The following is a 24,583-nucleotide window of genomic DNA, read 5'->3' as shown; positions in this document are numbered from 1 at the left end:
CTCGAACGCATGTGCGTCACCCCCCGGTCTACGGAGTATCCCGGGGGGTGATCAGTCACTACAAGAAGATGAGGAAACGGTGAGAAGACCGCCGGAAGACTGTTACATCCGGCCCCAACTCCGTTACCAGATCGCGGGGTTACTTCGCCGCGTTCTCCTTGACGGTTATCTTGCCCTTGCGGATCGTGGCGAGGCGCGGGGCCTTCTTCGCGATGGCGGAGTCGTGGGTGACCATGATGAAGGTCAGCCCCAGCTCCTTCCACATGCGGTCCAGGACGTCCATGATCTCGTCACGCATGCCCTCGTCGAGGTTGCCCGTGGGCTCGTCGGCGAGCAGCACCTTCGGCTGCTTGACCAGGGCCCGCGCGATGGCCACACGCTGCTGCTGACCGCCGGACATCTCCGAGGGCAGGTGCCCGAGCCGCTCGCCGAGGCCGACCGACTTCAGCGCCTCGGCCGCGCGCTCGCGCCGGTCCTTGGCCTTGATGCCGAGGGGCACGAGGGCGGTCTCGACGTTCTCCTGCGCGTTGAGCGTCGGGATGAGGTTGAACGACTGGAACACGAAGCCGATGTTCTCGCTGCGCACCTTGGTCAGGCGCGCCTCGGAGAGCTTGGCCAGGTCGGTGCCGTCGAAGACGATCTCGCCGGCGCTCGGACGGTCGAGGGCGCCGAGCATCTGGAGCAGCGTCGACTTGCCGCCGCCGGTCGGGCCCTGGATGACCAGCCGGTCGCCGTCGGCGATGGTGAGGTCGATGCCGTCGAGGGCGCGCACGACGTCCTTGCCGCGCGAATAGAGCTTGGTGACGTTTCTCAGTTCGTACATGGGAACTCCTGGTGGGCTTCGGGTGGTACGCGTCGTCGGTGACCGAGGGTCGAGGGGGAGCAGAGGCACGGTGTCCCGAGCTCCCCGGGTCGGCGTGCTCGGCCGTGCGGTGACGTGCCGCTACTCCACCCGGCGCAGCGCGTCCGCGGGACGCAGCCGCGACGCGCGCCAGCCGCCGAAGCCACCGGCGATCAGACCACCGGCCACGGCGAGACCCACCGCGATCACGATGGTGCTCACGCTGACCGGCGCGGTGAGCGCCACTTCGAGGGTCTTGGAGGCCGCCTGGCGGGCGCCGCCACCGCCGCCACCGCCGGGCAGGCCGCCACCGCCGCCGCCACCACCGGGGAAGCCGCCGCCACCACCGGTGCCGCCGCTGCCCGAACTGCCGAGGGACGCCTGGAGCGTCGGGCTGATGGCCGTGACCACGTACGCGCCCGCCAGACCGAGGCCGATACCGAGGGCGCCGCCGACCAGGCCGTTGACGATGGCCTCGCCGACCACCTGCCGGGTCACCCGGCCGGACTTCCAGCCGAGGGCCTTCAGGGTGCCGAACTCACGGACGCGGCGGGAGACCGCCGAGGAGGTCAGCAGACCCGCGACCAGGAACGCGGCCACGAGCACCGCGATGGACAGCCACTTGCCGACGTTGGAGGCGAGGCTGGAGGCCGTGGACAGCGAGCCGGAGACGGTCTTCGCCAGGTCGGACGAGGTGGTGACCGTGGTGCCCGAGATGTTCTTCTGGATGGTGCCCTTGACGGCGTCGATCTTCTGGGAGTCGGTCGCCTTGACGTAGATCGTGGTGACCTTGTTCTTCTCGTCCGCCAGCGTCTGCGCCTGCTTCAGCGGCATGTACAGGTTGGCCGCCGAGTCGCCGCTGCTCGCGGTGGCGATGCCGATCACCTTGTACTTGACGCTCTTGACGGTGACGGTCGAACCGACCTTGTACTTCTTCTCCTTGGCGTACGCCGAGTCCGCGATGATGACCTTGGCGTCCGTCTCCGTGGTCTTGAAGGCGCGACCGCTGGTGATCTTCGAGGAGGTCAGCGGGCCGAGGCCGGCCTTGGTGACGTCCGTGCCGAACACCGAGTACGAGTTGATGTTGAAGTTGGCGCCGCCGCCCTGGACCTCGCCCTGCGGGGCTCCGCCCTGGCGGTTGAAGCCGCCGCCGCTGTTGCCGTCCTGCTTGAACTGGCCGCGGGTGAACTGACCGCTGACCTTGACCACGTTGAGGCTCAGGCCGCCGACCGCGGTCGAGACGCCCTGCTGGCCCTGGACCTTGGTGACGGTCGAGGAGGCCAGCGTGGTGAAGCCCTGGACCATGACCCGGTCGCTGCTCTGGGTCTTGGAGCTGTCGTCGCCGTTGGCGTCGAACTTGAAGTTCGGCCGCTGCGACGCGCTCGTGGACGCGCTGGCCGCCTTGGTGACGGTCATGTCGGTCCCCAGGCCGTACAGCGACTGGAGAACCTTGTCCTGCGCCTTGTTCATGCCCGAGGACACCGACGTGACGACGATGACCAGGGCGATGCCCAGCGCGAGGCCGGAGGCGACGACGAGGGCCGCTTTTCTGCGGCGGCGCAGTTCGCGCCTCAGGTAGGTGAAGAACATGGCCGCAAGCTAGGCAGGCGGTGTGATGACTCGATAAGGCCGAAATAAGAGAACCATGAGAAGACTGTGCAGGCCCCCGGAAATCTCCAGGAGAACGCCGGGAGTGCACCGAACCGAGACCGGAACGTGACGGACCGGCCCCGCAAGCGGCGATGCCGCCCCCGGTGAGGGGCGGCATCGGCGCTACGGCTCGGCAGGGGTCGGGACTCCGCGTCAGGCGGCGGAGCCGGCCTTCCACTGCGCCCAGTCCATGTTCCAGCCGTTGAGGCCGTTGTCCGGGGAGACGGTCTTGTCGCCGGTGTTCTGGACCACCACGACGTCGCCGATCATCGAGTTGTTGTAGAACCACGCGGCCGGCATGTTCGCGTCGCCGGCGCCCTTGACGTCCTGGAGGCCGACACAGCCGTGGCTGGTGTTGACGCTGCCGAAGACGGACGGGCCGCCCCAGTAGTTGCCGTGGATGAAGGTGCCGGAGTTGGTCAGGCGCATGGCGTGCGGCACGTCCTTGATGTCGTACTCGCCCTTGCCGTCGTCGTCGGTGAAGCCGACCGTCGCGCCGTTCATGCGGGTCTGCTTGAACTTCTCCGAGATCACCATCTGGCCCTCGTAGGTGGTGTGCTCGGGCGAACCGGCGGAGATCGGGATGGTCTTGACCGTCTTGCCGTCCTGGGTGACCTTCATCTGCTTGGTCTTGGCGTCGACGTACGAGACCTGGTTGCGGCCGATCTTGAAGGTGACCGTCTTCTGCTGCACGCCGTAGACCCCGGAGGCGCCCTCGACGCCGTCGAGCGCGAGCTTCAGCGTGACGGTGGAGCCTTCCTTCCAGTACGTCTCGGGGCGGCAGTCCATGCGGTTCGCGTTGAACCAGTGGCAGGCGACCTCCTGGCCGGAGGTGGACGTGACCGTGACGCCCTTCTGCACGGCGGCCTTGTTGGTGATCGCCTTGTCGAAGTTGATGGACACCGGCATGCCGACCCCGACGGTGGAACCGTCCTCCGGCGTGAAGTTGCCTATGAAGCTGTTGGCCGGGGAGACCGTGGTGAAGGAGGCGTTCTCGTGGGCGACCAGGCCCGCGGAGTCCTTGGCGGTGGCGGCCACCTTGTAGGTGGTGGAGCGCGCCAGCTGGCCGGTGGGCTTCCAGCTCTTCTGGTCCGCGGAGAGCCGGCCGGCGACCGCGGTGCCGGACTGCGTGGTCATGGTGACGTCGGTGAGCGTGCCCTTGCTGACCGTGACGGCCGCGGAGTTGTTGATGGAGGCGTTGTCGGAGCCGTCCTTGGGCGTGATCGTGATCTGCGCCTCGGACGACTTCTTGGCGGCGGCCGCGTCGGCCTTCGCCTGCGAGCTGTCCTCGTCGCCCGCGGCCGCCTTGTGGCTGCCACTGGAACAGGCCGTGAGCACCAGCACACCGCCGAGCAGGGCGGACGCGGCCGTCAGCCTGCGCCGCTTGCTGTTCGTCATCACACGCTTCTCCATAGTCGCCGATCGGTCGTATCCCCGTGCCCCGTGATCCCCCGATAGGAACTGCAACGCACCGCGCGGCACATCCGGTTCCGCTTCCCGGACAGGTGTGGGGCACACCACGTCCGCCGGTACGACGGAGACGGGTGTGCCCCGGGCTGCTCCGGACCGGGCCTAGGCCCGGTCCACCTCCGCCTCGTCGTCGGCGTCGCGTTCCTCGCCATCTTCCACGTCGAGATCCCAATCGGGCGAATCCGGGTCATAGTCGATCTGCTCGCTGGACCAGGAGGCTTGCGCGAGTTCCACCCCGGGCACCTCGCTGACCAGGTCGAACGGGTCGACGAGATAGGCGAGCGCCTCGGCCGTGTCTTCCGTCACAGCGCTCTCGGCGTGGTCCCGTTCGTCGCCGGGCATGTCCTCATCGGCGGCGATCCGCTCGAGCGCGGCACCGATCACGGCGTCGGCGTCGTCGACTTCGAGGATCAGGTCCACGCGAAGCCGTACATAACGTGCAGTCTCTTCAGTGCTCATGCCCCGGAGCGTAGAGCCCATGGCCACTGTGACTTTCCCGTGACCCGCGCTGTTCACTAACATCGCCCCACACGGCCAATTCGCCAGCGTCACAAGGGGATCGATATTCCGTGTCATCCGCGCGCCGCTCGTTGCTGACCGCCACCGCCGCGGCCACCGTCCTGGGGGCCCTGTGGTTCGTCCCGTCCGCCCACGCGTCCCAGGACGACTCGGCGAGAACGGCGTCCCCGGCGGTCACGCAGCAGGCCCGGGTGACGACCGGGGCGGACAGCGCCGCGGCCGCGCAGTCCGGCTCCCAACTCGCCGACACCGGAAGCGTGGACACCACGCCCTACGTCGTCGGCGGCACTCTCTTCCTCACGCTGGGCGCGGGGTTCGTGGTCTATTCGGTACGCCGGGAACGCCTCGGTTTCTGACGACATGACGGACGCGTCCGGGTCCTCTTCTCGCGGAAAGGCCCCGGACGCGCCGTCGTTCGTGCCGCGCGGCGCCCGGCCGGGCGCCATCTCGCCTACCGGAGCGGGCCGGTGACCTTCTCCGCGGCCGCGACCAGCCCGCCGCCGCGCACGAACGCGTCGGCGGCGGCGAGGTCGGGGGCGAGGAAGCGGTCGGGGCCGGGGCCGCCGACGCCCGCGGCACGGGTCGCCTCGATGACGGACCGCGTGGCCGGGGCCGGGGTCAGGCCCTCGCGCAACTCGACGGCGCGGGTGGCGGCGTAGAGCTCGATGGCGATGATCCGGGCCAGGTTCGCGACGGCCGTGCGCAGCTTGCGCGCCGCCGACCAGCCCATGGACACGTGGTCCTCCTGCATCGCGGAGGACGGGATCGAGTCGGCGGAGGCCGGCACGGCGAGCCGCTTCATCTCGCTGACCAGGGCGGCCTGCGTGTACTGGGCGATCATCAGGCCGGAGTCGACACCCGCGTCGTCGGCGAGGAACGGCGGCAGGCCGTGGCTGCGGTTCTTGTCGAGCAGCCGGTCGGTGCGCCGCTCGGCGATGGAGCCGAGGTCGGCGGCGGCGATGGCGAGGAAGTCGAGGACGTACGCCACCGGGGCGCCGTGGAAGTTGCCGTTGGACTCCACGCGCCCGTCGGGCAACACCACCGGGTTGTCGACGGCGGAGGCCAGTTCGCGCTCGGCGACCAGGCGGGCGTGCGCGAGGGTGTCCCGGCCGGCGCCCGCGACCTGCGGGGCGCAGCGCACGGAGTAGGCGTCCTGGACGCGCGGGGCGTCGTCCTGGTGGTGGCCGGTGAGCTGCGAACCCTGGAGCACCGCCAGCATGTTGGCGGCGGAGGCGCCCTGGCCCGGGTGCGGGCGGATGGCGTGCAGCTCGGGCGCGAGGACCTTGTCGGTGCCGAGCAGCGCCTCCAGGCTGAGGGCGGCGGTGATGTCGGCCGCCGTGTAGAGGGCGTCGAGGTCGGCGAGGGCCATGACCAGCATGCCGAGCATGCCGTCGGTGCCGTTGAGGAGGGCGAGGCCCTCCTTCTCGCGCAGCTCGACCGGCGCGATGCCGTGCTCGGCGAGCAGCTCGCCGGCCGGGCGGACGGTGCCGTCGGGGCCCTCCGCGTCGCCTTCGCCCATCAGGGTGAGGGCGCAGTGGGACAGCGGGGCGAGGTCGCCGGAGCAGCCGAGGGAGCCGTACTCGTGGACGACCGGGGTGATGCCGGCGTTGAGCACGTCCACCATGGTCTGCGCGACCTCGGGCCGCACGCCGGTGTGGCCGGAGCAGACGGTCTTCAGCCGCAGGAACATCAGGGCCCGTACGACCTCGCGCTCGACGCGGGGGCCCATGCCGGCGGCGTGCGAGCGGACGATGTTGCGCTGCAGCTGGGCGCGGAGTTCCGGGCTGATGTGCCGGGTCGCCAGGGCGCCGAAACCGGTGGAGACGCCGTAGACCGGCTCCGGCTTGGCGGCCAGCGCGTCCACGATCTCGCGGGCGGCGGCGAGGGCCGCGACCGCCTCCGCGGAGAGCTCGACGCGGGCACCGGCGCGCGCCACGGCGAGAACGTCGGACGCCGTGACACCGGACGTCCCCACCACCACAGTGTGCATATCCATATTCAGGAGCGTACGCATTGAATGCGGCGATGTCACTAGCGGGCCACGGGGGCGCCCCTTACCAGGGGGTGTGCTCCGCGTCACGGGGCGGCGGGCGCCTCAGGGCCGGCGGCCGCGGAAGCGGCGGCGTTCGGCGCGGGTCGGGGACGGCTCGTCGGCCAGGCGCACCACCGGGTCGTCCGGGCCCTCCCGCCCGGCCACCACCGGACGGTCCCCGCGCACGGCCTTGGCCCGGTACTGCGCCGCGTCCGCCAGCCGGAACAGCCGGCGGGCGTCCCGCACCGGCCCGATCGGGTCGTCGGTCGAGGCGACCCCGCAGGCCACGCCCTCGCCCAGCTCCAGCTCGCCCGCGCGGCGGCACAGCTCCTCGGCCGCCTTGACCACGTCGTCGGCGGGCGGGCCGACCGCCAGCAGGCAGAACTCGTCCCCGCCGAGCCGCGCGACGAGCGCGCCCGGCAGCATCGCGCCGCACAGCGAGAGCACCGAGCCGAAGCGTTCCAGCAGGCGGTCGCCGACCGCGTGCCCCTGGGTGTCGTTGACCCGCTTCAGCCCGTTCAGGTCGCAGACGACCAGGCTGACCACCACACCCTCGCGCCGGTGCCGCTCGACGGCCTCCTCCAGGCGTACGTCCACCGCGCGGCGGTTGGCGAGTCCGGTGAGCGCGTCGGTGTAGGCGAGCCTGCGGGCCTCCTCCAGGCGCTCGGTCTGCGCGATGCCCGCAGCCGCCACGGCCGCGAGAACGGTCGCGAAGTCGGCGTCGGCGCGGCCGTAGACGGGGGCTCCGGCGCGGCGGGCGACGTACAGCTCGCCCCAGGCGCGGCCGTGCAGCACCACCGGCGCGACCACGCAGCAGCCCCGGCCGCGGCGGCGCAGCGCGGCGACGCGCTGATGGACGTAGCCGGGGCGTCCGGCGGCCGGGCCCTCGGCCGTCTCCACCCAGGCGCTCGGGCCGCCGCCGCCCACCCAGCGCTCGTGCAGGAACTCGGTGATCTCCGGGAACTGGTGGACCGGGTAGGCCTCCGCCTCGGGGAACTCCTCCTCGTCGGCGGCCCGCTCGCCCACGTTCACCAGGACGCGCAGCCGGCCCAGTTCCCGCTCCCACGCCGACAGCGCGGCGAAGCTGCCGTCCAGCGCCCGGCACGCGCCCTCGGCCGCCGCCCGCCACGACTCGCGCGGGGTGTGCGCCGCCGCCATCCCCTGGGCCAGCCCCACCACATCGGCAAGCCGCTTGTCCTCACCCATCTGTCCAGGCTAGGGAGGTTTTACCCGTTTTGGGACTTTGATGCGCCGAACAGGTGGGCGGCCCGGCCGGTCCCGGCGCCGCTCGCGCCCGGGGCCCGTCGCCACCTTCCCGTCCGCCACGCGACGCCCGGCCCTACTCCCCCGGCCAGCGCGGCGCGCGCTTCTCGTTGAAGGCCGCGACGCCCTCGGCGCGGTCGCCGGAGAAGGCCACCGAGCGCCAGGCCGCGTCCTCGACCTCCAGGCCCGCCCGCAGGTCGAGGCCGTGACCGAGGCGCAGGGCGCGCTTCGCCGCGCGCAGGCCCACGGGCGAGTGCGCGGCGATGCGGCCCGCGAGGGCCAGCGCCTCCTCCCGGTCCCGGCCCTCGTCGACCAGGAGGTCCACCAGGCCCAGCTCCCGGGCCTCGGGCGCCGCCACCCGGCGCGCGGTGAACACCAGCTCGGCGGCGCGCGCGGCGCCGACCCTGCGGGGCAGCAGCTGGGTGCCGCCGCCGCCCGGGATCACGCCCACGGACACCTCGGGCAGGCCGACCACGGCCGTGCCGTCGGCGACGATCAGGTCGCAGGCGAGCGCCAGCTCGAACCCGCCGCCCAGCGCGAAGCCGTGCACCGCGGCGACGGTCGGCTGCGGCAGCTCCAGGACGCCGGTGTACGCGGCCCGCGTCACCGGGCGCTGGCGCAGCAGGTCGGCGTCCGTGAAGGAGTTGCGCTCCTTCAGGTCGGCGCCGACGCAGAAGGCCCGCTCGTGCGACGAGGTCAGGACGACGACCCGGACGTCCCGGTCGGCGCCCAGCGCGGCACACGCCCCGGACAGGGACCGGGCCATCTCGGTGGACACGGCGTTCATCGCCTTGGGGCGGTCGAGTACGAGTTCGGCGACATGCCCGCCCCCGTCCCGCCGCACCACCACGAACTCGCCGAACCGCTCCTCGTCCATGACACCCCTCCTGGTTAACGCAGGTTAACTTGCCGGACCCCGATCATGACAGCCGCGGGGGCGGGGGGAAAGCCCCGCCCCGGCGCCCGCGGGCCCCGTACCGGCGTCGCCCTCGCCGCGCCCATCGCCCGTACCGCACCACCGCAAACCCGCGGAACCATCGGCTACCCGTTCGAGTGATATTGCACCCCGATCACCCCGCAACCGGCTCAAATGCGCATAACGTGCGTCCGCCACGGCATGGGCACCGGGAGGTACGGACATGGTGAGTACGGCGTCGGCGCGGCCCGGAAGGGGCCGCCACCGCAGGCCACGCCCCCGCAAGGTGCTGTTCGCGGCCGGGGGTCTGGCCCTGGCGGCCGGGGCGCTGAGCCTCGTGCGGCTGACGCCCCACGCGGGGGTGGGCGGCGTCGGCACGGCGGAGGCGGAGCCGCACCGGCCGGTGGCCGAGGGCACCGAGAGCGTCGGGGAGCACTCCGCGAACGCGGCCGCCACGGTGGGGGCGGCGCCGTCGGCTCGGCCCTCGGCGACGTCCACGATGGGGGGCGCGTCCGCGCTGCCGACCGGGGCGGTGAGCCTCGCGCCGGCCGCCACGGGCTCGCCCACGGCGGCGGCGGCCGCCCGCGCGGCGACGCCGTACGCCACCTCGGCGCCGGTCGCCACGACCATCCCGGACCGGCCCAACACTCCGCGGCCCACGGCCCCGGCCCCGTCCGCGACGCCGACGTCCGCCGCGCGCGCCGCCTCCCCGGCGCCGACGACCGCCCGGCCGCAGCCCACGGGTACGCCTGCGCCCGCTCCGACCGGCAGCCAGGGCCTGTGCGTCCCGCTCATCGGCCTCTGCGTGGACCCGTACCTGACGAACTCGGCCTGACGGCCCGCACCGGACCACACCGCTCGTCCCCCGCCCGCGGCCCGGTGGGGCCCTTTCGCGCAGTTCCCCGCGCCCCTGTCGGGGCGCCCCGATAGGGGCGCGGGGAACTGCGCGAGCAACCACGAGGAACCCGCGGACGGCCACTCCCCCAGGGGCGCGGGGAACGGCGCGAGCTACCACCACGGACCCGCGGACAGGTGAATCCCCAGGGGCGCGGGGAACGGCGCGAAGGGGTCCCACCGGGCCACGGTGGGTGGGTGGTCGAGCTCAGCCGCCGGCGTTCCCGCCGGCGTTCCGGCGGGTCAGGAGCCACGGTTCGACCACGCCGAGCCCGCGGACCGGCCGCTGCCACATCGGCTGGAGCGCGAAGCGGTAGGTCGGGGGCTCCTCGCCCTCCTTCTCCGCCGCGGCGGCGGCCTCCGCCGCCTCCGCCTCCGACGCGGGGGCCTCCCCGGAGCGGATCAGCTCCTCCGCGAAGGCGCTGTCGACCAGGACCGCGTCCCGCGGCGCTATGGACGTCAGCCGCGACGCCAGGTTCACCGTCGTACCGAAGACGTCGCCCATCCGCGTCGTGACCGTGCCGAAGGCCATGCCGACCCGCAGCTCGGGCATGGTCTCGTCGTTCGACATCGTCTCGATCAGCCGCAGCGCGATCTCCGCCGCGATCCCGCCGTCGTCCGCCGCGTAGAGCACCTCGTCGCCGAGGGTCTTGATCAGCCGGCCGCCGTGCGCGGCCACCAGGTCGGCCGCGGTGGTCTCGAACGCCTCGACGAGCTCGCCGAGTTCCTCCTCCTCCATCCGGCGGGTGAGCCGGGTGAAGCCGACCAGGTCGGCGAAGCACACGGCGAGCCGCCGGTCGACCATCTCCTCGTCGTCGGCGGCCTGCACGACCCGGCCGGTCGCGGCGGCGAGCTGGCGCCGCCAGACGTAGACGAGGAACTCCTCCAGTTCCGGCAGGAGCAGCTCGACCAGCGGGTAGGTGACCTCGGTGCGGGTCATGCCGGGCTCGGGCGGCTCGGTCAGGCCCTCCAGGAAGCTGTCGATCTGCCACTCGGCGAGCCGGGCCGTGGTCTGCCCGGTGGAACGGGCCACCTGCACCGCCATCGCCTCGCTGAGCAGCCCGGCCTCGACCAGGCCGGCGAGCCGGCGCAGCGCCAGCACGTCCGCCTCGGTGAGCGCCTTGGCCTGCCCGATGTCGGCGAAGCCCATCGCCCGCCAGAACCGGGAGGCGAGCTCCATGGAGACGCCCGCGCTGCGGGCCGCCTGGAAGGGGGTGTAGCGGCGCTCGGCGCCCAGGATCAGCCCCTCGAGCCGAAGGGCGAGCGGGTCCTCGACGGGGTCCGCCTCATGCGGATCCACCCGGCCGGACGCGGCCGGGCGCTGAGGAGGGCCCACCCGGCCGTCCGCGTCCGCGCCGGAGCCCGTGTCGTCGACGGTCACGCCTGCTGCCCTTCCGATCTGCCACGGTCAGGTATCGACCGGCCCCAACTCTACGGCAGCTGTGGGCCAGCTCACTCCTTCGTGGGACCAGCCGCTTCGGCCCACGGTCAGGCGGGCCGCCTCGGGAGACGAGCCGCTCGGGTCGGCCACGGTCAGGCGGGCCGCAGGTGCACGATGTCCCCCGCTCCCACCGGCTCCCGCACCCCTTCCGCCGTCGCCAGCACCAGCCGTCCGTCTCCGTCGACCGCGACCGCCTCCCCGGTGACCGACCGGTCCCCGGGCAGCTCGGCGCGCACGACCCGTCCCAGCGTCGCGCACCCGGCGGCGTATGTCTCCTGGAGTCCGCTGGAGGCCGGGTCTCCGCCGGCCTCCCGCCAGCGCCCGTACCAGTCCTCCAGCGAGCGCAGCACCGCGCGCAGCAGCGGGTCGCGGTCGGTGCCCGCGGCCCCGGCCAGCGCCAGCGATCCGGCCTGCGGCACGGGCAGTTCGTCGGCGCGCAGGCTGACGTTGACGCCGACGCCGACGACCACCCCGTCGTCCCCGGCCCGCTCGGCGAGGATGCCGCCCGTCTTGCGCTCCTCACCGGCCACGGTGACCAGCAGGTCGTTGGGCCACTTGAGTGCCGTGTCCACACCGGCCGCGCGGGACAGGCCGGTGGCGACCGCGACCCCGGTGAGCAGCGGCAGCCAGCCCCAGCGGGCCACCGGCACCTCGGCGGGCCGCAGCAGCACGGAGAAGAACAGCCCGGAGCGGGCCGGAGCGGTCCACTGCCGGTCCAGGCGGCCGCGCCCGGCGGTCTGCTCCTCGGCGACGAGGACGTACCCCTCGGGGACGTCGCCCTTGGCGGCCCGCGCGGCCAGGTCACTGTTGGTGGAGCCGGTGCGCGCCACCAACTCCACCTCGGACCACAGCCCGCCCTCGCGCACCAGGGCCCGGCGCAGGGCGCTCGCGTTCAGGGGCGGCCGGCCGAGATCGGACCACCGGCCGTTGTCGTCTGATGCATCTTGCCGTGTCATGCAAGCCACCCTAGGTGTGGTAAACGCCGCACTGCCGATCGGTAGGCCCCCCACTACTCTACGGATGAGTAACCGTCCCCCCTTTTGAGCAGGCAGGGAGCCGTATCCCGATGTCCGAGCCGGAAGAGATCGACATTCACACCACCGCGGGGAAACTCGCGGATCTCCAGCGCCGTGTCCAGGAAGCGACACACGCCGGTTCGGAGCGCGCCGTAGAGAAGCAGCACGCCAAGGGCAAGCTGACGGCCCGTGAGCGGATCGAACTGCTCCTCGACGAGGACTCGTTCGTCGAACTGGACGAGTTCGCGCGCCATCGCTCCACCAACTTCGGTCTGGAGCACAACCGTCCGTACGGCGACGGTGTCGTCACCGGCTACGGCACGGTCGACGGCCGCCCGGTCGCGGTGTTCTCGCAGGACTTCACCGTCTTCGGCGGCGCCCTGGGCGAGGTCTACGGCCAGAAGATCGTCAAGGTGATGGACTTCGCCCTGAAGACGGGCTGTCCGGTCATCGGCATCAACGACTCCGGCGGCGCGCGCATCCAGGAGGGCGTCGCCTCGCTGGGGGCGTACGGCGAGATCTTCCGCCGCAACACCCATGCCTCCGGCGTGATCCCGCAGATCTCGCTGGTGGTCGGGCCGTGCGCGGGCGGCGCGGTGTACTCGCCCGCCATCACCGACTTCACGGTCATGGTCGACCAGACCTCGCACATGTTCATCACCGGCCCCGACGTCATCAAGACGGTGACCGGCGAGGACGTCGGCTTCGAGGAGCTGGGCGGCGCCCGCACCCACAACACGGCCTCGGGCGTGGCCCATCACATGGCGGGCGACGAGAAGGACGCCATCGAGTACGTCAAGCAGCTGCTGTCGTACCTGCCGTCGAACAACCTCAGCGAGCCCCCGGCGTTCCCGGAGGAGGCGGACCTCGCCGTGAGCGACGAGGACCGCGAGCTGGACACGCTGGTGCCGGACAGCGCCAACCAGCCGTACGACATGCACACGGTGATCGAACACGTCCTGGACGACGCGGAGTTCTTCGAGACGCAGTCGCTGTTCGCGCCGAACATCCTCACCGGCTTCGGCCGGGTGGAGGGCCGCCCGGTCGGCATCGTCGCCAACCAGCCGATGCAGTTCGCCGGCTGCCTGGACATCGCCGCGTCGGAGAAGGCGGCCCGCTTCGTGCGGACCTGCGACGCGTTCAACGTGCCCGTGATCACCTTCGTCGACGTGCCGGGCTTCCTGCCGGGCGTCGGCCAGGAGCACGAGGGCATCATCCGCCGCGGCGCCAAGCTGATCTACGCCTACGCCGAGGCGACCGTCCCGCTGATCACCGTGATCACCCGCAAGGCGTTCGGCGGCGCGTACGACGTCATGGGCTCCAAGCACCTGGGCGCGGACCTCAACCTGGCCTGGCCGACGGCGCAGATCGCGGTGATGGGCGCGCAGGGCGCGGTCAACATCCTGCACCGGCGCACCCTCGCCGAGGCGGAGGCCACCGGCGAGGACGTCGAGGCGGTGCGCGCGCGGCTGATCCGGGAGTACGAGGACACCCTCCTCAACCCGTACGTGGCGGCCGAGCGCGGCTACATCGACGCGGTCGTGCTGCCGTCCGACACCCGCCGGCACATCGTGCGGGGCCTGCGTCAGCTGCGTACCAAGCGGGAATCCCTGCCTCCGAAGAAGCACGGCAACATCCCCCTCTAGGCCGCTGGGAGCCGACATGACGATCAAGGTCGTACGGGGCAACCCGACCCCGGAGGAGCTGGCCGCCGCTCTGGCGGTGGTCAGGGCCCGCGCCGCGGCGGCCGCCGCGGCGCCCGAGCCGGCCCCGCGGGGCCGGGACGCGTGGGCCGACCCGTCGCGCATCGCGGCGCACCGGCTCCCGCAGCCGGGCCCGGCGTCCTGGGCCCGCACCTTCTGGCCGGGCTGAGCCGCCCTGCTCGTGGGGCGCGGACGGTCGGGTCCGCGCCCCGCCGAGCGCCGGGCGCCGAGTTGAGTACGTGTACTCAGGCGCCCGGCCCCCGGCCCGTCGCAGGCTGGAGTGATGCTGTGGTCCGACCCCGAGAACGAGCCCCCGAAGGAACTGCGCGACATGCAGGAGATGTTGCGCAGACTGGGCGTTCTCATGGCGGTGGCCATGGTGCTGGCGCTGATCGTCCTCGGACTGCTGTGACTCCCCGGCTGCTGTGACTCCCCGACTGCTGTGAACACCCGCGCGGGGGCCCGGCTCCGGGGCCGGGACAGGCCCTAGGCTGGCCGTATGACCGACACCCCGCGCAGGCGTCTCGTGCTCGCCTCCCAGTCCCCGGCCCGGCTCCAGCTGCTGCGGCAGGCCGGCCTCGCTCCCGAGGTCGTCGTCAGCGGTGTCGACGAGGACGCGGTGAGCGCCCCGTCACCCGCCGAACTGGCGCTCGCCCTGGCCGAGGCGAAGGCCTCCGTCGTGGCCGCGCGGCCCGACGTCATGGGCGCCCTGGTGATCGGCTGCGACTCGGTGCTCGACCTGGACGGCCAGGCGCTCGGCAAGCCCGCGGACGCGGAGGAGGCCACCGCCCGCTGGAAGGCGATGCGCGGCCGGGCGGGCACGCTCCAGACCGGGCACTGCGTGTGGGACACCGCGAGCGGCCGGCACACCTCGGCCGTCGCCTCGACCGTGGTCCGTTTCGGCGAGCCGACCGACGACGAGATCGCCCGCTACGTCGCCTCGGGCGAACCCCTGCACGTGGCCGGGGCGTTCACGCTGGACGGCAGGTCGGCCCCGTTCATCGACGGCATCGACGGCGACCACGGCAACGTGATCGGCATCAGCCTGCCCCTGATCCGCCGCCTGCTCGCGGAACTGCACGTCGGCATCACGGAGTTGTGGGCGACCCCGACGGACTGAGCCCGCGCGACCGCCCCGCCTCCCCCTCTTCGGCGCTACGGCGTCACGGCCGTCGCCAGGGCGTCGGCGTACGCCTCGCTCGGCGTGGTGTCCTTCGGCGCGGGGCCCTTCGTCAGCTCGACGCGGGGCTCCTCGCCCTCGGGTGCCTCGGGCGCGCCGGAGGCGTCCTCCTCGGCCCGTGGCGCGCCCTCCTCCGGCCTCTCGTCGCCGGCCGGCGCCGCGGGCGCCTCGCCGGTTCCCGGGGCCGTCTCGGGCTCAGCCTGGGCGTCGTACGTCATCAGCAGGAGCACGATCAGCGCGAGCACGATCACCATGTAGAGGAACGAGCGCCACCCGATCAGCCCCCAGGCGAACGCGCCCAGCAGCGCGTGCACGACCGCCACGCTGATCAGCAGTACGCGGCCGACGCCCGCCGGGGCCCGGTCCCGGATCGCGACGAGCAGGGCGACGACCCCGCACAGCGCGAGGTACAGGCCGAAGACCAGCCCGCCGGCCTTGGCGCCCAGCGCCATCCTGTCCGGGTCGAGGCCCGCCATCGACATGTTCTGACGGTCGACGATCGTCCCGAGGAACCAGTTCACCGCCCCGACGGTGAACGCCTCCACGAGGAGCACGACCGCCACGATCCACGCCACCGGTCTGCGCACCACCGGTACCCACCCACTCTCCAGCCGAGCCTGTTACCCGAAGTACGTTCCAGCCATCGCGAACGCTACTAACGGGTAAACCCAGGGACAAGGGTTCCGTCAGGAGCAAAGAATCATTGGGCCATTCGTAGGGACTCCACAAAGAAACGGAGTGGGGCGCAGCACGCTCTCACAGAGACCTTGACCACACAGGAGGGCTAGGGTTTCCCGAAGGAGTACTGCGTACCGCGGTGCGACAAGGGATTTCGCGAGTCGAGCGAGCCTCGAATCACGCTCCGTGTGGGCAAGCTCACCATTGAGGACGGGTCGATGTGCCGTGTCGGCTGTCCCTAAACTCGGCTTGTTTCAAGGAGGGAGCCTCAATCGTGCGCAAGGTGCTCATCGCCAACCGTGGCGAAATCGCTGTCCGCGTGGCCCGAGCGTGTCGGGACGCCGGTATCGCGAGCGTGGCCGTCTACGCCGAACCGGACCGGGACGCTCTGCATGTCCGCGCCGCGGATGAGGCGTTCGCCCTCGGCGGTGACACTCCGGCGACCAGTTATCTGGACATCGAGAAGGTCCTGAAGGCCGCGCGGGAATCCGGTGCGGACGCCATCCACCCGGGCTACGGCTTTCTCTCGGAGAACGCCGAGTTCGCGCAGGCGGTGCTGGACGCCGACCTGATCTGGATCGGCCCGCCGCCGCAGGCCATCCGGGACCTGGGCGACAAGGTGGCGGCCCGTCACATCGCCCAGCGTGCCGGCGCGCCGCTGGTGGCCGGCACGCCCGACCCGGTGTCCGGCGCCGACGAGGTCGTCGCGTTCGCCGAGGAGCACGGCCTGCCGATCGCGATCAAGGCCGCGTTCGGCGGTGGCGGCCGCGGTCTGAAGGTCGCCCGGACCCTGGAAGAGGTTCCGGAGCTGTACGAGTCCGCGGTGCGCGAGGCGGTCGCCGCCTTCGGCCGCGGCGAGTGCTTCGTCGAGCGCTACCTGGACCGGCCGCGCCACGTGGAGACCCAGTGCCTGGCCGACAAGCACGGCAACGTGGTCGTCGTCTCCACCCGTGACTGCTCGCTCCAGCGCCGCCACCAGAAGCTGGTCGAGGAGGCCCCGGCGCCGTTCCTCTCCGAGGAGCAGGTCGCCGAGCTGTACCGCGCCTCCAAGGCCATCCTGAAGGAGGCCAGCTACGAGGGCGCGGGCACCTGCGAGTTCCTCGTCGGCCAGGACGGCACGATCTCCTTCCTGGAGGTCAACACCCGTCTCCAGGTGGAGCACCCGGTGACCGAGGAGGTCGCGGGCATCGACCTGGTGCGCGAGATGTTCCGCATCGCCGACGGCGAGGAGCTCGGCTACGGCGACCCGGAGCTGCGGGGTCACTCGTTCGAGTTCCGTATCAACGGCGAGGACCCGGGCCGCGGCTTCCTGCCGGCGCCCGGCACGGTCACCCGCTTCGAGGCCCCGTCCGGTCCGGGCGTGCGGCTGGACGCGGGTGTGGAGTCCGGCTCGGTCATCGGCCCGGCGTGGGACTCCCTGCTCGCCAAGCTGATCGTCACCGGCCGCACCCGCAAGGAGGCGCTGGAGCGCGCCGCCCGCGCGCTGGACGAGTTCCAGGTGGAGGGCATGGCGACGGCGATCCCGTTCCACCGCGTGGTGGTGCGCGACGCCGCGTTCGCCCCGGAGCTGACCGGCTCCACGGACCCCTTCTCCGTCCACACCCGCTGGATCGAGACCGAGTTCGTCAACGAGATCAAGCCCTTCGCCGCTCCGGCCGACGCCGAGGCGGACGAGGAGTCGGGTCGCGAGACGGTCGTCGTCGAGGTCGGCGGCAAGCGCCTGGAGGTCTCCCTGCCGGCGTCGCTCGGCATGACCCTGGCCCGTACGGGTCTCGCGGCGGGCGCCAAGCCCAAGCGCCGCGCGGCCAAGAAGTCGGGTCCGGTGGCCTCCGGCGACACCCTCGCCTCCCCGATGCAGGGCACCATCGTGAAGGTGGCGGTCGAGGAGGGCCAGGAGGTCAAGGAGGGCGACCTGATCGTCGTCCTGGAGGCCATGAAGATGGAGCAGCCGCTGAACGCGCACCGCGCGGGCGTCATCAAGGGCCTCGCGGCGGAGGTCGGCGCGTCCGTCACGTCGGGCGCCCCGATCTGCGAGATCAAGGACTGACCCACCCGCACCCCGGAACGCCCGGCCCCCGCCTCAGCGGACAGGCCGGGCGTTTCCGCTACCGCGACGCCTTCTACACGCGCGGGTCCGTCGTGGCTAGTCGCGCAGTTCCCCGCGCCCCCAAGATCGCGGGGTCACGCGCAGGGGCCGCCTGGTGGGCGGTGGTGTCGACTGCGCAGTTCCCCGCGCCCCCAGGTCGGCGGGCCCCCAGTCCCCCAAGGGGCGCGGGGAACTGCGCGACCAGCCACGACGAACCCGCAGACGCACCCTCCCCAGGGGCGCGGGGAACTGCGCGCTCGGACACCCCCGCCCACCAGGCACGCCTTCAGCGCAACCCCGCATTCCTGGGGGCGCGGGGAACTGCGCGATCAGCCCCCACCGGCCCGCACCGGACAGGGACACGGCGCACCGCGCAACCGATACACCGCGCCCCGGGGGGCACCCCTGCGCGGAAACCCCGCCCCGGGGCGAGGCCGGCGCCTAGCGCCGCCGCAGGTCGGCGACCCGAGCCCGTTCCGCCCGCTCGGCGCCGCCCGCCCCCTCCGCACCCAGCACCGCGGCCGACCGCAGCCCGTTCGCGGTACCGCGGCGCGGCCCCGGCAGCGGCACGTCCCGACGCTGATGGCGCGCCGGGACCTGGTCACCCCCCTGGCCCCCGGTCGCCCCGGCCACGGCGATCTGCACCCCCTGATCGGCCAGAGCCTGGAGCTCGGTGGCGGCCCGGTCGTCGTGGGCGGGCGGATCGTCCGTCACCAGACGGGTGATCACATCCGTGGGCACCGTCTGGAACATGGTGTCGGTGCCGAGCTTGGTGTGGTCCGCGAGGACCACGACCTCCGAGGCGGCCTGCACGAGCGCCCGGTCCACGGACGCCGACAGCATGTTGGAGGTCGACAGGCCGCGCTCGGCCGTCAGACCGCTGCCGGACAGGAACGCCTTGGAGACGCGCAGCCCCTGGAGGGACTGCTCGGCACCGGAGCCGACCAGGGCGTAGTTGGAACCGCGCAGGGTGCCGCCGGTCATGACGACCTCCACACGGTTGGCATGGGCCAGCGCCTGCGCCACCAGCAGGGAGTTGGTGACGACGGTCAGGCCGGGCACCCGCGCGAGCCGGCGGGCCAGCTCCTGCGTGGTCGTCCCCGCCCCGACCACGATGGCCTCGCCCTCTTCGACGAGGCCCGCGGCGAGATCGGCGATGGCCGTCTTCTCGGCGGTCGCGAGATGGGATTTCTGCGGAAAGCCGGACTCCCGCGTGAAACCGCCCGGCAGTACCGCACCGCCGTGCCGGCGGTCGAGGAGTCCTTCTGCCTCCAGTGCCCGCACGTCCCGCCGTACGGTCACTTCGGAGGTCTGGACGACACGGGCGAGCTCACGGAGCGACACGGCCCCGTTCGCTCGCACCATTTCGAGGATCAATTGGCGACGTTCTGCAGCGAACACGAAACTGACAGTAATGCCAACGACCGTCTGGTTTCAGCTGTTTGCGCCGAATAACAGAAGTTGTTCGCACCCTGGGGTGCCAGGTGGTATAGGGCCTAGTCGCCCCGCCTATGCCGAACGCATGCTCGACAACTCCCCGTGACCGGCGGGGAGTCGGATTCGGCCGTCAGGCCTCACCGGCCGTCTTGCGCGTGTGCAGCTGCCGCGCGACCTCGGCGATCGAACCCGAGAGGGAGGGGTACACGGTGAAGGCGTTCGCGATCTGCTCGACCGTCAGATTGTTGTCGACGGCGATCGAGATGGGGTGGATGAGTTCCGAGGCGCGGGGCGCGACGACCACGCCGCCGACCACGATCCCCGTGCCGGGGCGGCAGAAGATCTTGACGAAGCCGTCCCGGATGCCCTGCATCTTGGCGCGCGGGTTGCGCAGCAGCGGGAGCTTCACGACCCGGGCGTCGATCTTCCCTGCGTCCACGTCGGCCTGGCTGTAGCCGACGGTCGCGATCTCGGGGTCGGTGAAGACGTTGGAGGAGACCGTCTTGAGGTTCAGCGGGGCCACCGCGTCGCCGAGGAAGTGGTACATGGCGATGCGGCCCTGCATCGCGGCGACGGACGCGAGGGCGAAGACACCGGTCACGTCACCGGCCGCGTACACACCCGGCGCGGTCGTACGGGAGACCTTGTCGGTCCAGATGTGACCGGAGTCGCGCAGCTTGACGCCGGCCTCCTCCAGGCCGAGGCCCGCGCTGTTGGGGATGGCGCCGACGGCCATCAGGCAGTGGGTGCCGGAGATGACGCGCCCGTCGGCGAGGGTGACCTCGACCCGGTCGCCGACCCGCTTGGCGGCGGAGGCGCGGGAGCGGGCCATGACGTTCATGCCGCGGCGGCGGAAGACGTCCTCCAGGACGGCGGCCGCGTCCGGGTCCTCGCCGGGCAGCACGCGGTCCCGGGAGGAGACGAGGGTGACCCGGGAGCCGAGCGCCTGGTACGCGCCGGCGAACTCGGCGCCGGTGACGCCGGAACCGACCACGATGAGCTCCTCGGGGAGCTCGGTGAGGTCGTAGACCTGGGTCCAGTTGAGGATGCGCTCGCCGTCCGGCTGGGCGTCGGGCAGCTCGCGCGGGTGGCCGCCGGTCGCGATGAGCACGGCGTCGGCGGTGAGGGTCTCCTCGGTGCCGTCGGCCGCGGTGACCACGACCTTGCGGGAGCCGTCGAGGGACTGCATCCCCTGGAGCCGGCCGCGGCCGCGCAGCACGCGGGCGCCGGCCCGGGTCACGGAGGCGGTGATGTCGTGCGACTGCGCGAGCGCGAGCCGCTTCACCCGCCGGTTGACCTTGCCGAGGTCCACGCCGACGACACGGGCGGCCTGCTCGATGTGCGGGGTGTCGTCGGCGACGATGATGCCCAGCTCTTCGTACGACGAGTCGAAGGTGGTCATCACCTCCGCCGTGGCGATGAGGGTCTTCGACGGCACGCAGTCGGTCAGGACCGACGCTCCGCCCAGACCGTCGCAGTCGACGACGGTCACCTCCGCGCCGAGCTGCGCGGCCACCAGCGCCGCTTCATATCCGCCGGGTCCGCCACCGATGATCACGATCCGAGTCACGTACTCCATTGTCCCGCACGCTTCAACGTGCTAACGCCCGGGGCGTGACGAAAGCGTGTTCTGTTACGCACGGGACGGCGGTGAGGGGAGTTTCCGCTGCCGTACCCTCGACGCATGTCGCTCTACGCCGCCTACGCGGGCAACCTCGACGCGCGGCTGATGTCCCGCCGCGCCCCGCACTCCCCGATGCGCGCCATCGGCTGGCTCAACGGATGGCGGCTGACCTTCGGCGGCGAGCACATGGGCTGGGAGGGCGCGCTCGCGACGGTCGTCGAGGAGCCCGGGGCGCAGGTCTTCGTGGCGCTCTACGACATCGCCCCCATGGACGAGGACTCCCTCGACCGGTGGGAGGGCGTCGGCCTCGGTGTCTACCGCCGGATGCGGGTGCGGGTGCACACCCTCGACGGCGAGGAGTCCGCCTGGATATACGTCCTCGACGGCTACGAGGGCGGCCTGCCCTCGGCCCGCTACCTCGGCGAGGTGGCCGACGCCGCGGAGTCGGCGGGCGCCCCCCACGACTACGTCATGGAGCTGCGCAAGCGCCCGTGCTGAGCGGCCCGCGGCTCCTAGACTGAGCACACCGGCACAGCGACGGGAGTTGCCCATGCCCCCCGCCACGTACGACATCTACTACACGGTGCAGGCCGCCGAGGCCCGCGACCGGCTCGACGACCGGCAGCGCATCGCGTTCGACAAGGGCATGGCCCTGCTCGCCCGCGACCCGTTCCTGTCGGTGTCGCGGCCCATAAGCTCCACCGGCGACGACCGCACGATCCGCATCACCCAGAACATCCTCGTGGAGTACACGATCAGCCGCGGCCGCCTGCTGATCTTCATTGTCGAGGTGTTCAACGACAAGGACGTGCTGATTCCGGACGAATAGATTCCGGACGAATCCGCGGCAGTGTTCCGGCCGGGGCGGCCGGCCCGGCGCGGCGCGGCGGCCCCGGACGCCCGAGCGTCGCGCCACGGATGAGCCGTACGCACAGCCAGGTCACAGCCGTCGCACAGACCGCCCGGGGCGCCGCCTGTCGCAGCGTACGGAGCCGCCGTGAGCCCCCTCTCGTCGGAAACGACAAGACAACGATCGCCATCCCGGCAGCTCTGCCATCTACGCGCGTAGGCCCAGACCGGCTAGGCTCATCGGCGTGAACGCATCTCTTCTTCCGGACGACATCCAGGGCGACCCGTACGCCGCCGCCGACGCGGCCGCTTCGCGCCTGCGCGCCCTCACCGGCGCCGAGACCCACGACGTCGCCCTCGTGATGGGCTCCGGCTGGGGCCCCGCCGTCGACGCCCTGGGCGCTCCCGACGCCGAGTTCCAGGTCACCGAGCTGCCCGGCTTCCCGCCGCCGGCCGTCGAGGGCCACGGCGGCAAGATCCGCTCGTACCGGATCGGCGCGAAGCGGGCCCTGGTCTTCCTCGGCCGCACGCACTACTACGAGGGCCGCGGCGTCGCCTCCGTCGCCCACGGCGTGCGCACCGCGGTGGCCGCGGGCTGCAAGACGGTCGTGCTGACCAACGGCTGCGGCGGCCTGCGCGAAGGGATGCGTCCGGGTCAGCCGGTGCTGATCAGCGACCACATCAACCTGACGGCGACGTCGCCGATCGTCGGCGCCAACTTCGTCGACCTCACCGACCTGTACTCGCCGCGGCTGCGCGCCCTGTGCAAGGACGTCGACGCCACCCTGGAAGAGGGCGTCTACGCCCAGTTCCCCGGCCCGCACTACGAGACCCCGGCGGAGATCCGCATGGCCCGGGTGATCGGCGCCGACCTGGTGGGCATGTCGACGGTGCTGGAGGCGATCGCGGCCCGCGAGGCGGGCGCCGAGGTGCTGGGCATCTCGCTCGTGACCAACCTCGCCGCCGGCATGACCGGCGAACCGCTGAACCACGAGGAGGTCCTCCAGGCGGGCCGCGACTCGGCCGCCCGCATGGGCCAGCTGCTGGCGCGGGTGCTGGAGCGCCTGTAACGGCCCCCGCCCGGCCCCGCACCGGCCGCACCCCGGCTCACGCGCCACACCCCCGCGCGTCCGGACGGGCGTACGACCGGAGACGCGGGCGCGGGCGGACACGTACCGGGGCATGAAGACCTGCGGACGCGGACGTACGACCGCGGGGCACGGCGACGCGCCCCCGGCGCGGACGTCGCGGCGGGCGCAGGCAGACAAGGAGAGGTTGACCAAAGGTGCACGACGATCTCATGGCCGAGGCCGCCGCATGGCTGGCCGAGGACCCGGACCCGGAGACCCGCGCGGAGCTGGCGGCGCTCATCGAGGCCGGTGACGTCACCGGCCTCGCGGACCGCTTCGGCGGCACCCTCCAGTTCGGCACCGCGGGCCTGCGCGGCGAACTCGGCGCCGGGCCGCTGCGCATGAACCGCTCGGTGGTCATCCGCGCCGCGGCCGGACTCGCCGGGTACCTGAAGAAGCACGGCAGCGCCGGCGGCACCGTCGTCATCGGCTACGACGCCCGCCACAAGTCCGCCGACTTCGCCCGCGACACCGCCGCCGTGATGACCGGCGCCGGCCTGCGCGCCGTCGTACTGCCCCGCCCGCTGCCCACGCCCGTCCTGGCCTTCGCGATAAGGCACCTGGGCGCGGTCGCCGGCGTCGAGGTCACCGCCAGCCACAACCCGCCGCGCGACAACGGCTACAAGGTCTACCTCGGCGACGGCTCGCAGATCGTGCCGCCCGCCGACGCGGAGATCGCCGCCGAGATCGACGCGATCGGCAGCCTGCACGACGTGGACCGGCCCGAGGACGGCTGGCAGGTCCTCGACGACTCCGTGCTCGACGCCTACCTGGCCCGCACCGACGCGGTCCTCGCCGCGGGCTCCCCGCGCACCGCCCGCACCGTCTACACGGCCATGCACGGCGTCGGCAAGGACGTGCTGCTCGCCGCGTTCGCCCGCGCGGGCTTCCCCGAGCCGGTCCTCGTCGCCGAACAGGCCGAACCCGACCCGGACTTCCCGACCGTCGCGTTCCCGAACCCCGAGGAACCCGGCGCGATGGACCTCGCCTTCGCCGAGGCCGCCCGCACCGCCCCCGACCTGGTCATCGCCAACGACCCCGACGCCGACCGCTGCGCCGTCGCCGTCCGGGACGGCGAGCGCTGGCGGATGCTGCGCGGCGACGAGGTCGGCGCGCTGCTCGCCGCCCACCTGGTCGACCGCGGCGTGACCGGCACCTTCGCCGAGTCGATCGTCTCCTCCTCGCTCCTAGGCCGGATCGCCGAGAAGGCGGGGCTGCCGTACGAGGAGACGCTGACCGGCTTCAAGTGGATCGCCCGCGTCGACGGCCTGCGCTACGGCTACGAGGAGGCGCTCGGCTACTGCGTCGACCCCGACGGCGTACGCGACAAGGACGGCATCACCGCCGCCCTGCTCATCACCGAGCTGGCCTCCGTGCTCAAGGAGCGCGGGCGCACCCTGCTCGACCTGCTCGACGACCTCGCCGTGACGCACGGGCTGCACGCCACCGACCAGCTCTCGGTGCGGGTGCAGGACCTGACGGTCATCGCGGACGCCATGCGCCGGCTGCGCGAGAACCCGCCGGCCGGGCTCGCGGGGCTGACCGTCACCCGGGCCGAGGACCTCACCGAGGGCTCGGAGAAGCTGCCGCCCACGGACGGCCTGCGCTACACGCTCGACGGCGCCCGCGTGATCGTCCGCCCGAGCGGCACCGAGCCCAAGCTGAAGTGCTACCTGGAGGTCGTCGTCCCGGTCGGCGACGCGGCCGGTCTCCCCGCGGCCCGCACGGAGGCGACGGCCCGCCTGGAAGCCCTCAAGCGGGACCTCTCGGCGGCGGCGGGGATCTGAGGCGGTCTCGGCAGCGGAGACCGTTTCGGCAGCAGAGACGGTGAACGGGTGGACGGGTGGCGGCCCC

At 72.5% G+C, this 24,583-nt stretch carries 23 protein-coding genes; 11 read left to right on the top strand and 12 right to left on the bottom strand.

The annotated features are described in order from the left end of the window. Positions 1-139 precede the first annotated feature (139 nt). From WN71_RS25160 to WN71_RS40100, 4 genes are all read right to left on the bottom strand, one after another. Complete coding sequence (locus WN71_RS25160; RefSeq protein ID WP_046584924.1) at positions 140-823, bottom strand: ABC transporter ATP-binding protein; 684 nt, start codon at positions 821-823, stop codon at positions 140-142. Between the two features lie 120 nt (positions 824-943). Beyond that, entirely contained in the window at positions 944-2,431 is a 1,488-nt protein-coding gene (locus tag WN71_RS25155) for an ABC transporter permease (protein WP_046584923.1), read from the bottom strand. A gap of 213 nt (positions 2,432-2,644) precedes the next feature. After that, positions 2,645-3,889, bottom strand: coding sequence for a L,D-transpeptidase (locus WN71_RS25150; RefSeq protein WP_046584922.1), 1,245 nt, complete (start codon positions 3,887-3,889; stop codon positions 2,645-2,647). A gap of 174 nt (positions 3,890-4,063) precedes the next feature. Further along, positions 4,064-4,420, bottom strand: coding sequence for a hypothetical protein (locus WN71_RS40100; RefSeq protein ID WP_107469756.1), 357 nt, complete (start codon positions 4,418-4,420; stop codon positions 4,064-4,066). A gap of 110 nt (positions 4,421-4,530) precedes the next feature. On the opposite strand from WN71_RS40100, the gene WN71_RS25140 reads away from it, so the two are divergent. Beyond that, positions 4,531-4,836, top strand: coding sequence for a hypothetical protein (locus WN71_RS25140; protein ID WP_206300136.1), 306 nt, complete (start codon positions 4,531-4,533; stop codon positions 4,834-4,836). Between the two features lie 95 nt (positions 4,837-4,931). Here the strand turns inward: WN71_RS25140 and hutH are convergent, their stop codons facing one another. From hutH to WN71_RS25125, 3 genes are all read right to left on the bottom strand, one after another. Then, positions 4,932-6,470: a histidine ammonia-lyase gene (gene hutH, locus WN71_RS25135; protein ID WP_046584919.1), complete on the bottom strand. Its 1,539-nt coding sequence runs from the start codon at positions 6,468-6,470 to the stop codon at positions 4,932-4,934. Between the two features lie 105 nt (positions 6,471-6,575). Continuing rightward, positions 6,576-7,718 carry a GGDEF domain-containing protein gene (locus tag WN71_RS25130; RefSeq protein WP_046584918.1) on the bottom strand — a complete coding sequence of 381 codons (1,143 nt, stop codon included), beginning with the start codon at positions 7,716-7,718 and terminating at the stop codon, positions 6,576-6,578. A gap of 133 nt (positions 7,719-7,851) precedes the next feature. After that, the gene (locus WN71_RS25125; protein WP_046584917.1) at positions 7,852-8,652 is read right to left on the bottom strand and encodes an enoyl-CoA hydratase/isomerase family protein; all 801 of its coding nucleotides are present in this window, start codon (positions 8,650-8,652) and stop codon (positions 7,852-7,854) included. Positions 8,653-8,914: 262 nt separating this feature from the next. Between WN71_RS25125 and WN71_RS25120 the strand changes: the two genes are divergently transcribed. Beyond that, a complete protein-coding gene (locus WN71_RS25120) occupies positions 8,915-9,526 on the top strand; it encodes a hypothetical protein (RefSeq protein WP_240529752.1) in 612 nt (203 codons plus the stop codon). Between the two features lie 267 nt (positions 9,527-9,793). On the opposite strand, the gene WN71_RS25115 is transcribed toward WN71_RS25120, so the two are convergent. Both WN71_RS25115 and WN71_RS25110 read right to left on the bottom strand, forming a co-directional pair. Then, positions 9,794-10,966, bottom strand: a complete 1,173-nt coding sequence (locus WN71_RS25115) for an adenylate/guanylate cyclase domain-containing protein (protein ID WP_046584915.1) — start codon at positions 10,964-10,966, stop codon at positions 9,794-9,796. A 152-nt stretch (positions 10,967-11,118) separates the two neighbouring features. Then, on the bottom strand, positions 11,119-11,982 hold the full coding sequence (locus WN71_RS25110; protein ID WP_046584914.1) for a biotin--[acetyl-CoA-carboxylase] ligase: 864 nt from the start codon (positions 11,980-11,982) through the stop codon (positions 11,119-11,121). 110 nt (positions 11,983-12,092) lie between these two features. On the opposite strand from WN71_RS25110, the gene WN71_RS25105 reads away from it, so the two are divergent. The 4 genes from WN71_RS25105 to WN71_RS25095 all read left to right on the top strand — a co-directional run bounded on the left by WN71_RS25105 (position 12,093) and on the right by WN71_RS25095 (position 14,865). Then, positions 12,093-13,688 (top strand): acyl-CoA carboxylase subunit beta, encoded by a 1,596-nt coding sequence (locus tag WN71_RS25105; protein ID WP_046584913.1) that lies wholly within the window; start codon positions 12,093-12,095, stop codon positions 13,686-13,688. Positions 13,689-13,704: 16 nt separating this feature from the next. Further along, positions 13,705-13,914, top strand: coding sequence for an acyl-CoA carboxylase epsilon subunit (locus WN71_RS25100; protein WP_046584912.1), 210 nt, complete (start codon positions 13,705-13,707; stop codon positions 13,912-13,914). 114 nt (positions 13,915-14,028) lie between these two features. Next, positions 14,029-14,157, top strand: coding sequence for a morphogenic membrane protein MmpB (gene mmpB / locus WN71_RS43265; protein WP_107469750.1), 129 nt, complete (start codon positions 14,029-14,031; stop codon positions 14,155-14,157). A gap of 87 nt (positions 14,158-14,244) precedes the next feature. Further along, positions 14,245-14,865: a Maf family protein gene (locus tag WN71_RS25095; RefSeq protein ID WP_046584911.1), complete on the top strand. Its 621-nt coding sequence runs from the start codon at positions 14,245-14,247 to the stop codon at positions 14,863-14,865. Positions 14,866-14,900: 35 nt separating this feature from the next. On the opposite strand, the gene WN71_RS42870 is transcribed toward WN71_RS25095, so the two are convergent. Beyond that, the gene (locus tag WN71_RS42870) at positions 14,901-15,515 is read right to left on the bottom strand and encodes a hypothetical protein (RefSeq protein ID WP_240529751.1); all 615 of its coding nucleotides are present in this window, start codon (positions 15,513-15,515) and stop codon (positions 14,901-14,903) included. A gap of 362 nt (positions 15,516-15,877) precedes the next feature. Here WN71_RS42870 and WN71_RS25085 point away from each other — a divergent pair, with 362 nt between their 5' ends. Next, positions 15,878-17,650 (top strand): acetyl/propionyl/methylcrotonyl-CoA carboxylase subunit alpha, encoded by a 1,773-nt coding sequence (locus WN71_RS25085; protein ID WP_046584910.1) that lies wholly within the window; start codon positions 15,878-15,880, stop codon positions 17,648-17,650. Between the two features lie 480 nt (positions 17,651-18,130). Here the strand turns inward: WN71_RS25085 and WN71_RS25080 are convergent, their stop codons facing one another. Together WN71_RS25080 and WN71_RS25075 are read right to left on the bottom strand one after the other, a co-directional pair. Next, positions 18,131-19,054 carry a DeoR/GlpR family DNA-binding transcription regulator gene (locus tag WN71_RS25080; RefSeq protein WP_046584909.1) on the bottom strand — a complete coding sequence of 308 codons (924 nt, stop codon included), beginning with the start codon at positions 19,052-19,054 and terminating at the stop codon, positions 18,131-18,133. A gap of 202 nt (positions 19,055-19,256) precedes the next feature. Further along, a complete protein-coding gene (locus tag WN71_RS25075; RefSeq protein WP_046584908.1) occupies positions 19,257-20,705 on the bottom strand; it encodes an NAD(P)H-quinone dehydrogenase in 1,449 nt (482 codons plus the stop codon). 105 nt (positions 20,706-20,810) lie between these two features. Between WN71_RS25075 and WN71_RS25070 the strand changes: the two genes are divergently transcribed. The 4 genes from WN71_RS25070 to WN71_RS25055 all read left to right on the top strand — a co-directional run bounded on the left by WN71_RS25070 (position 20,811) and on the right by WN71_RS25055 (position 24,516). Beyond that, the gene (locus WN71_RS25070) at positions 20,811-21,248 is read left to right on the top strand and encodes a gamma-glutamylcyclotransferase family protein (RefSeq protein ID WP_046584907.1); all 438 of its coding nucleotides are present in this window, start codon (positions 20,811-20,813) and stop codon (positions 21,246-21,248) included. 52 nt (positions 21,249-21,300) lie between these two features. Beyond that, a complete protein-coding gene (locus tag WN71_RS25065) occupies positions 21,301-21,579 on the top strand; it encodes a hypothetical protein (protein WP_046584906.1) in 279 nt (92 codons plus the stop codon). A gap of 265 nt (positions 21,580-21,844) precedes the next feature. Next, a complete protein-coding gene (locus WN71_RS25060; protein WP_046584905.1) occupies positions 21,845-22,669 on the top strand; it encodes a purine-nucleoside phosphorylase in 825 nt (274 codons plus the stop codon). Positions 22,670-22,884: 215 nt separating this feature from the next. Next, positions 22,885-24,516 (top strand): phospho-sugar mutase, encoded by a 1,632-nt coding sequence (locus WN71_RS25055; protein WP_046584904.1) that lies wholly within the window; start codon positions 22,885-22,887, stop codon positions 24,514-24,516. Positions 24,517-24,583: the final 67 nt, after the last annotated feature.

This window comes from Streptomyces mangrovisoli, assembly GCF_000974985.2.
GTDB lineage: Bacteria > Actinomycetota > Actinomycetes > Streptomycetales > Streptomycetaceae > Streptomyces > Streptomyces mangrovisoli.
The sequence above is the reverse complement of the archived record's forward strand: the minus strand, read 5'-3'. Positions and strand labels throughout refer to the sequence as shown.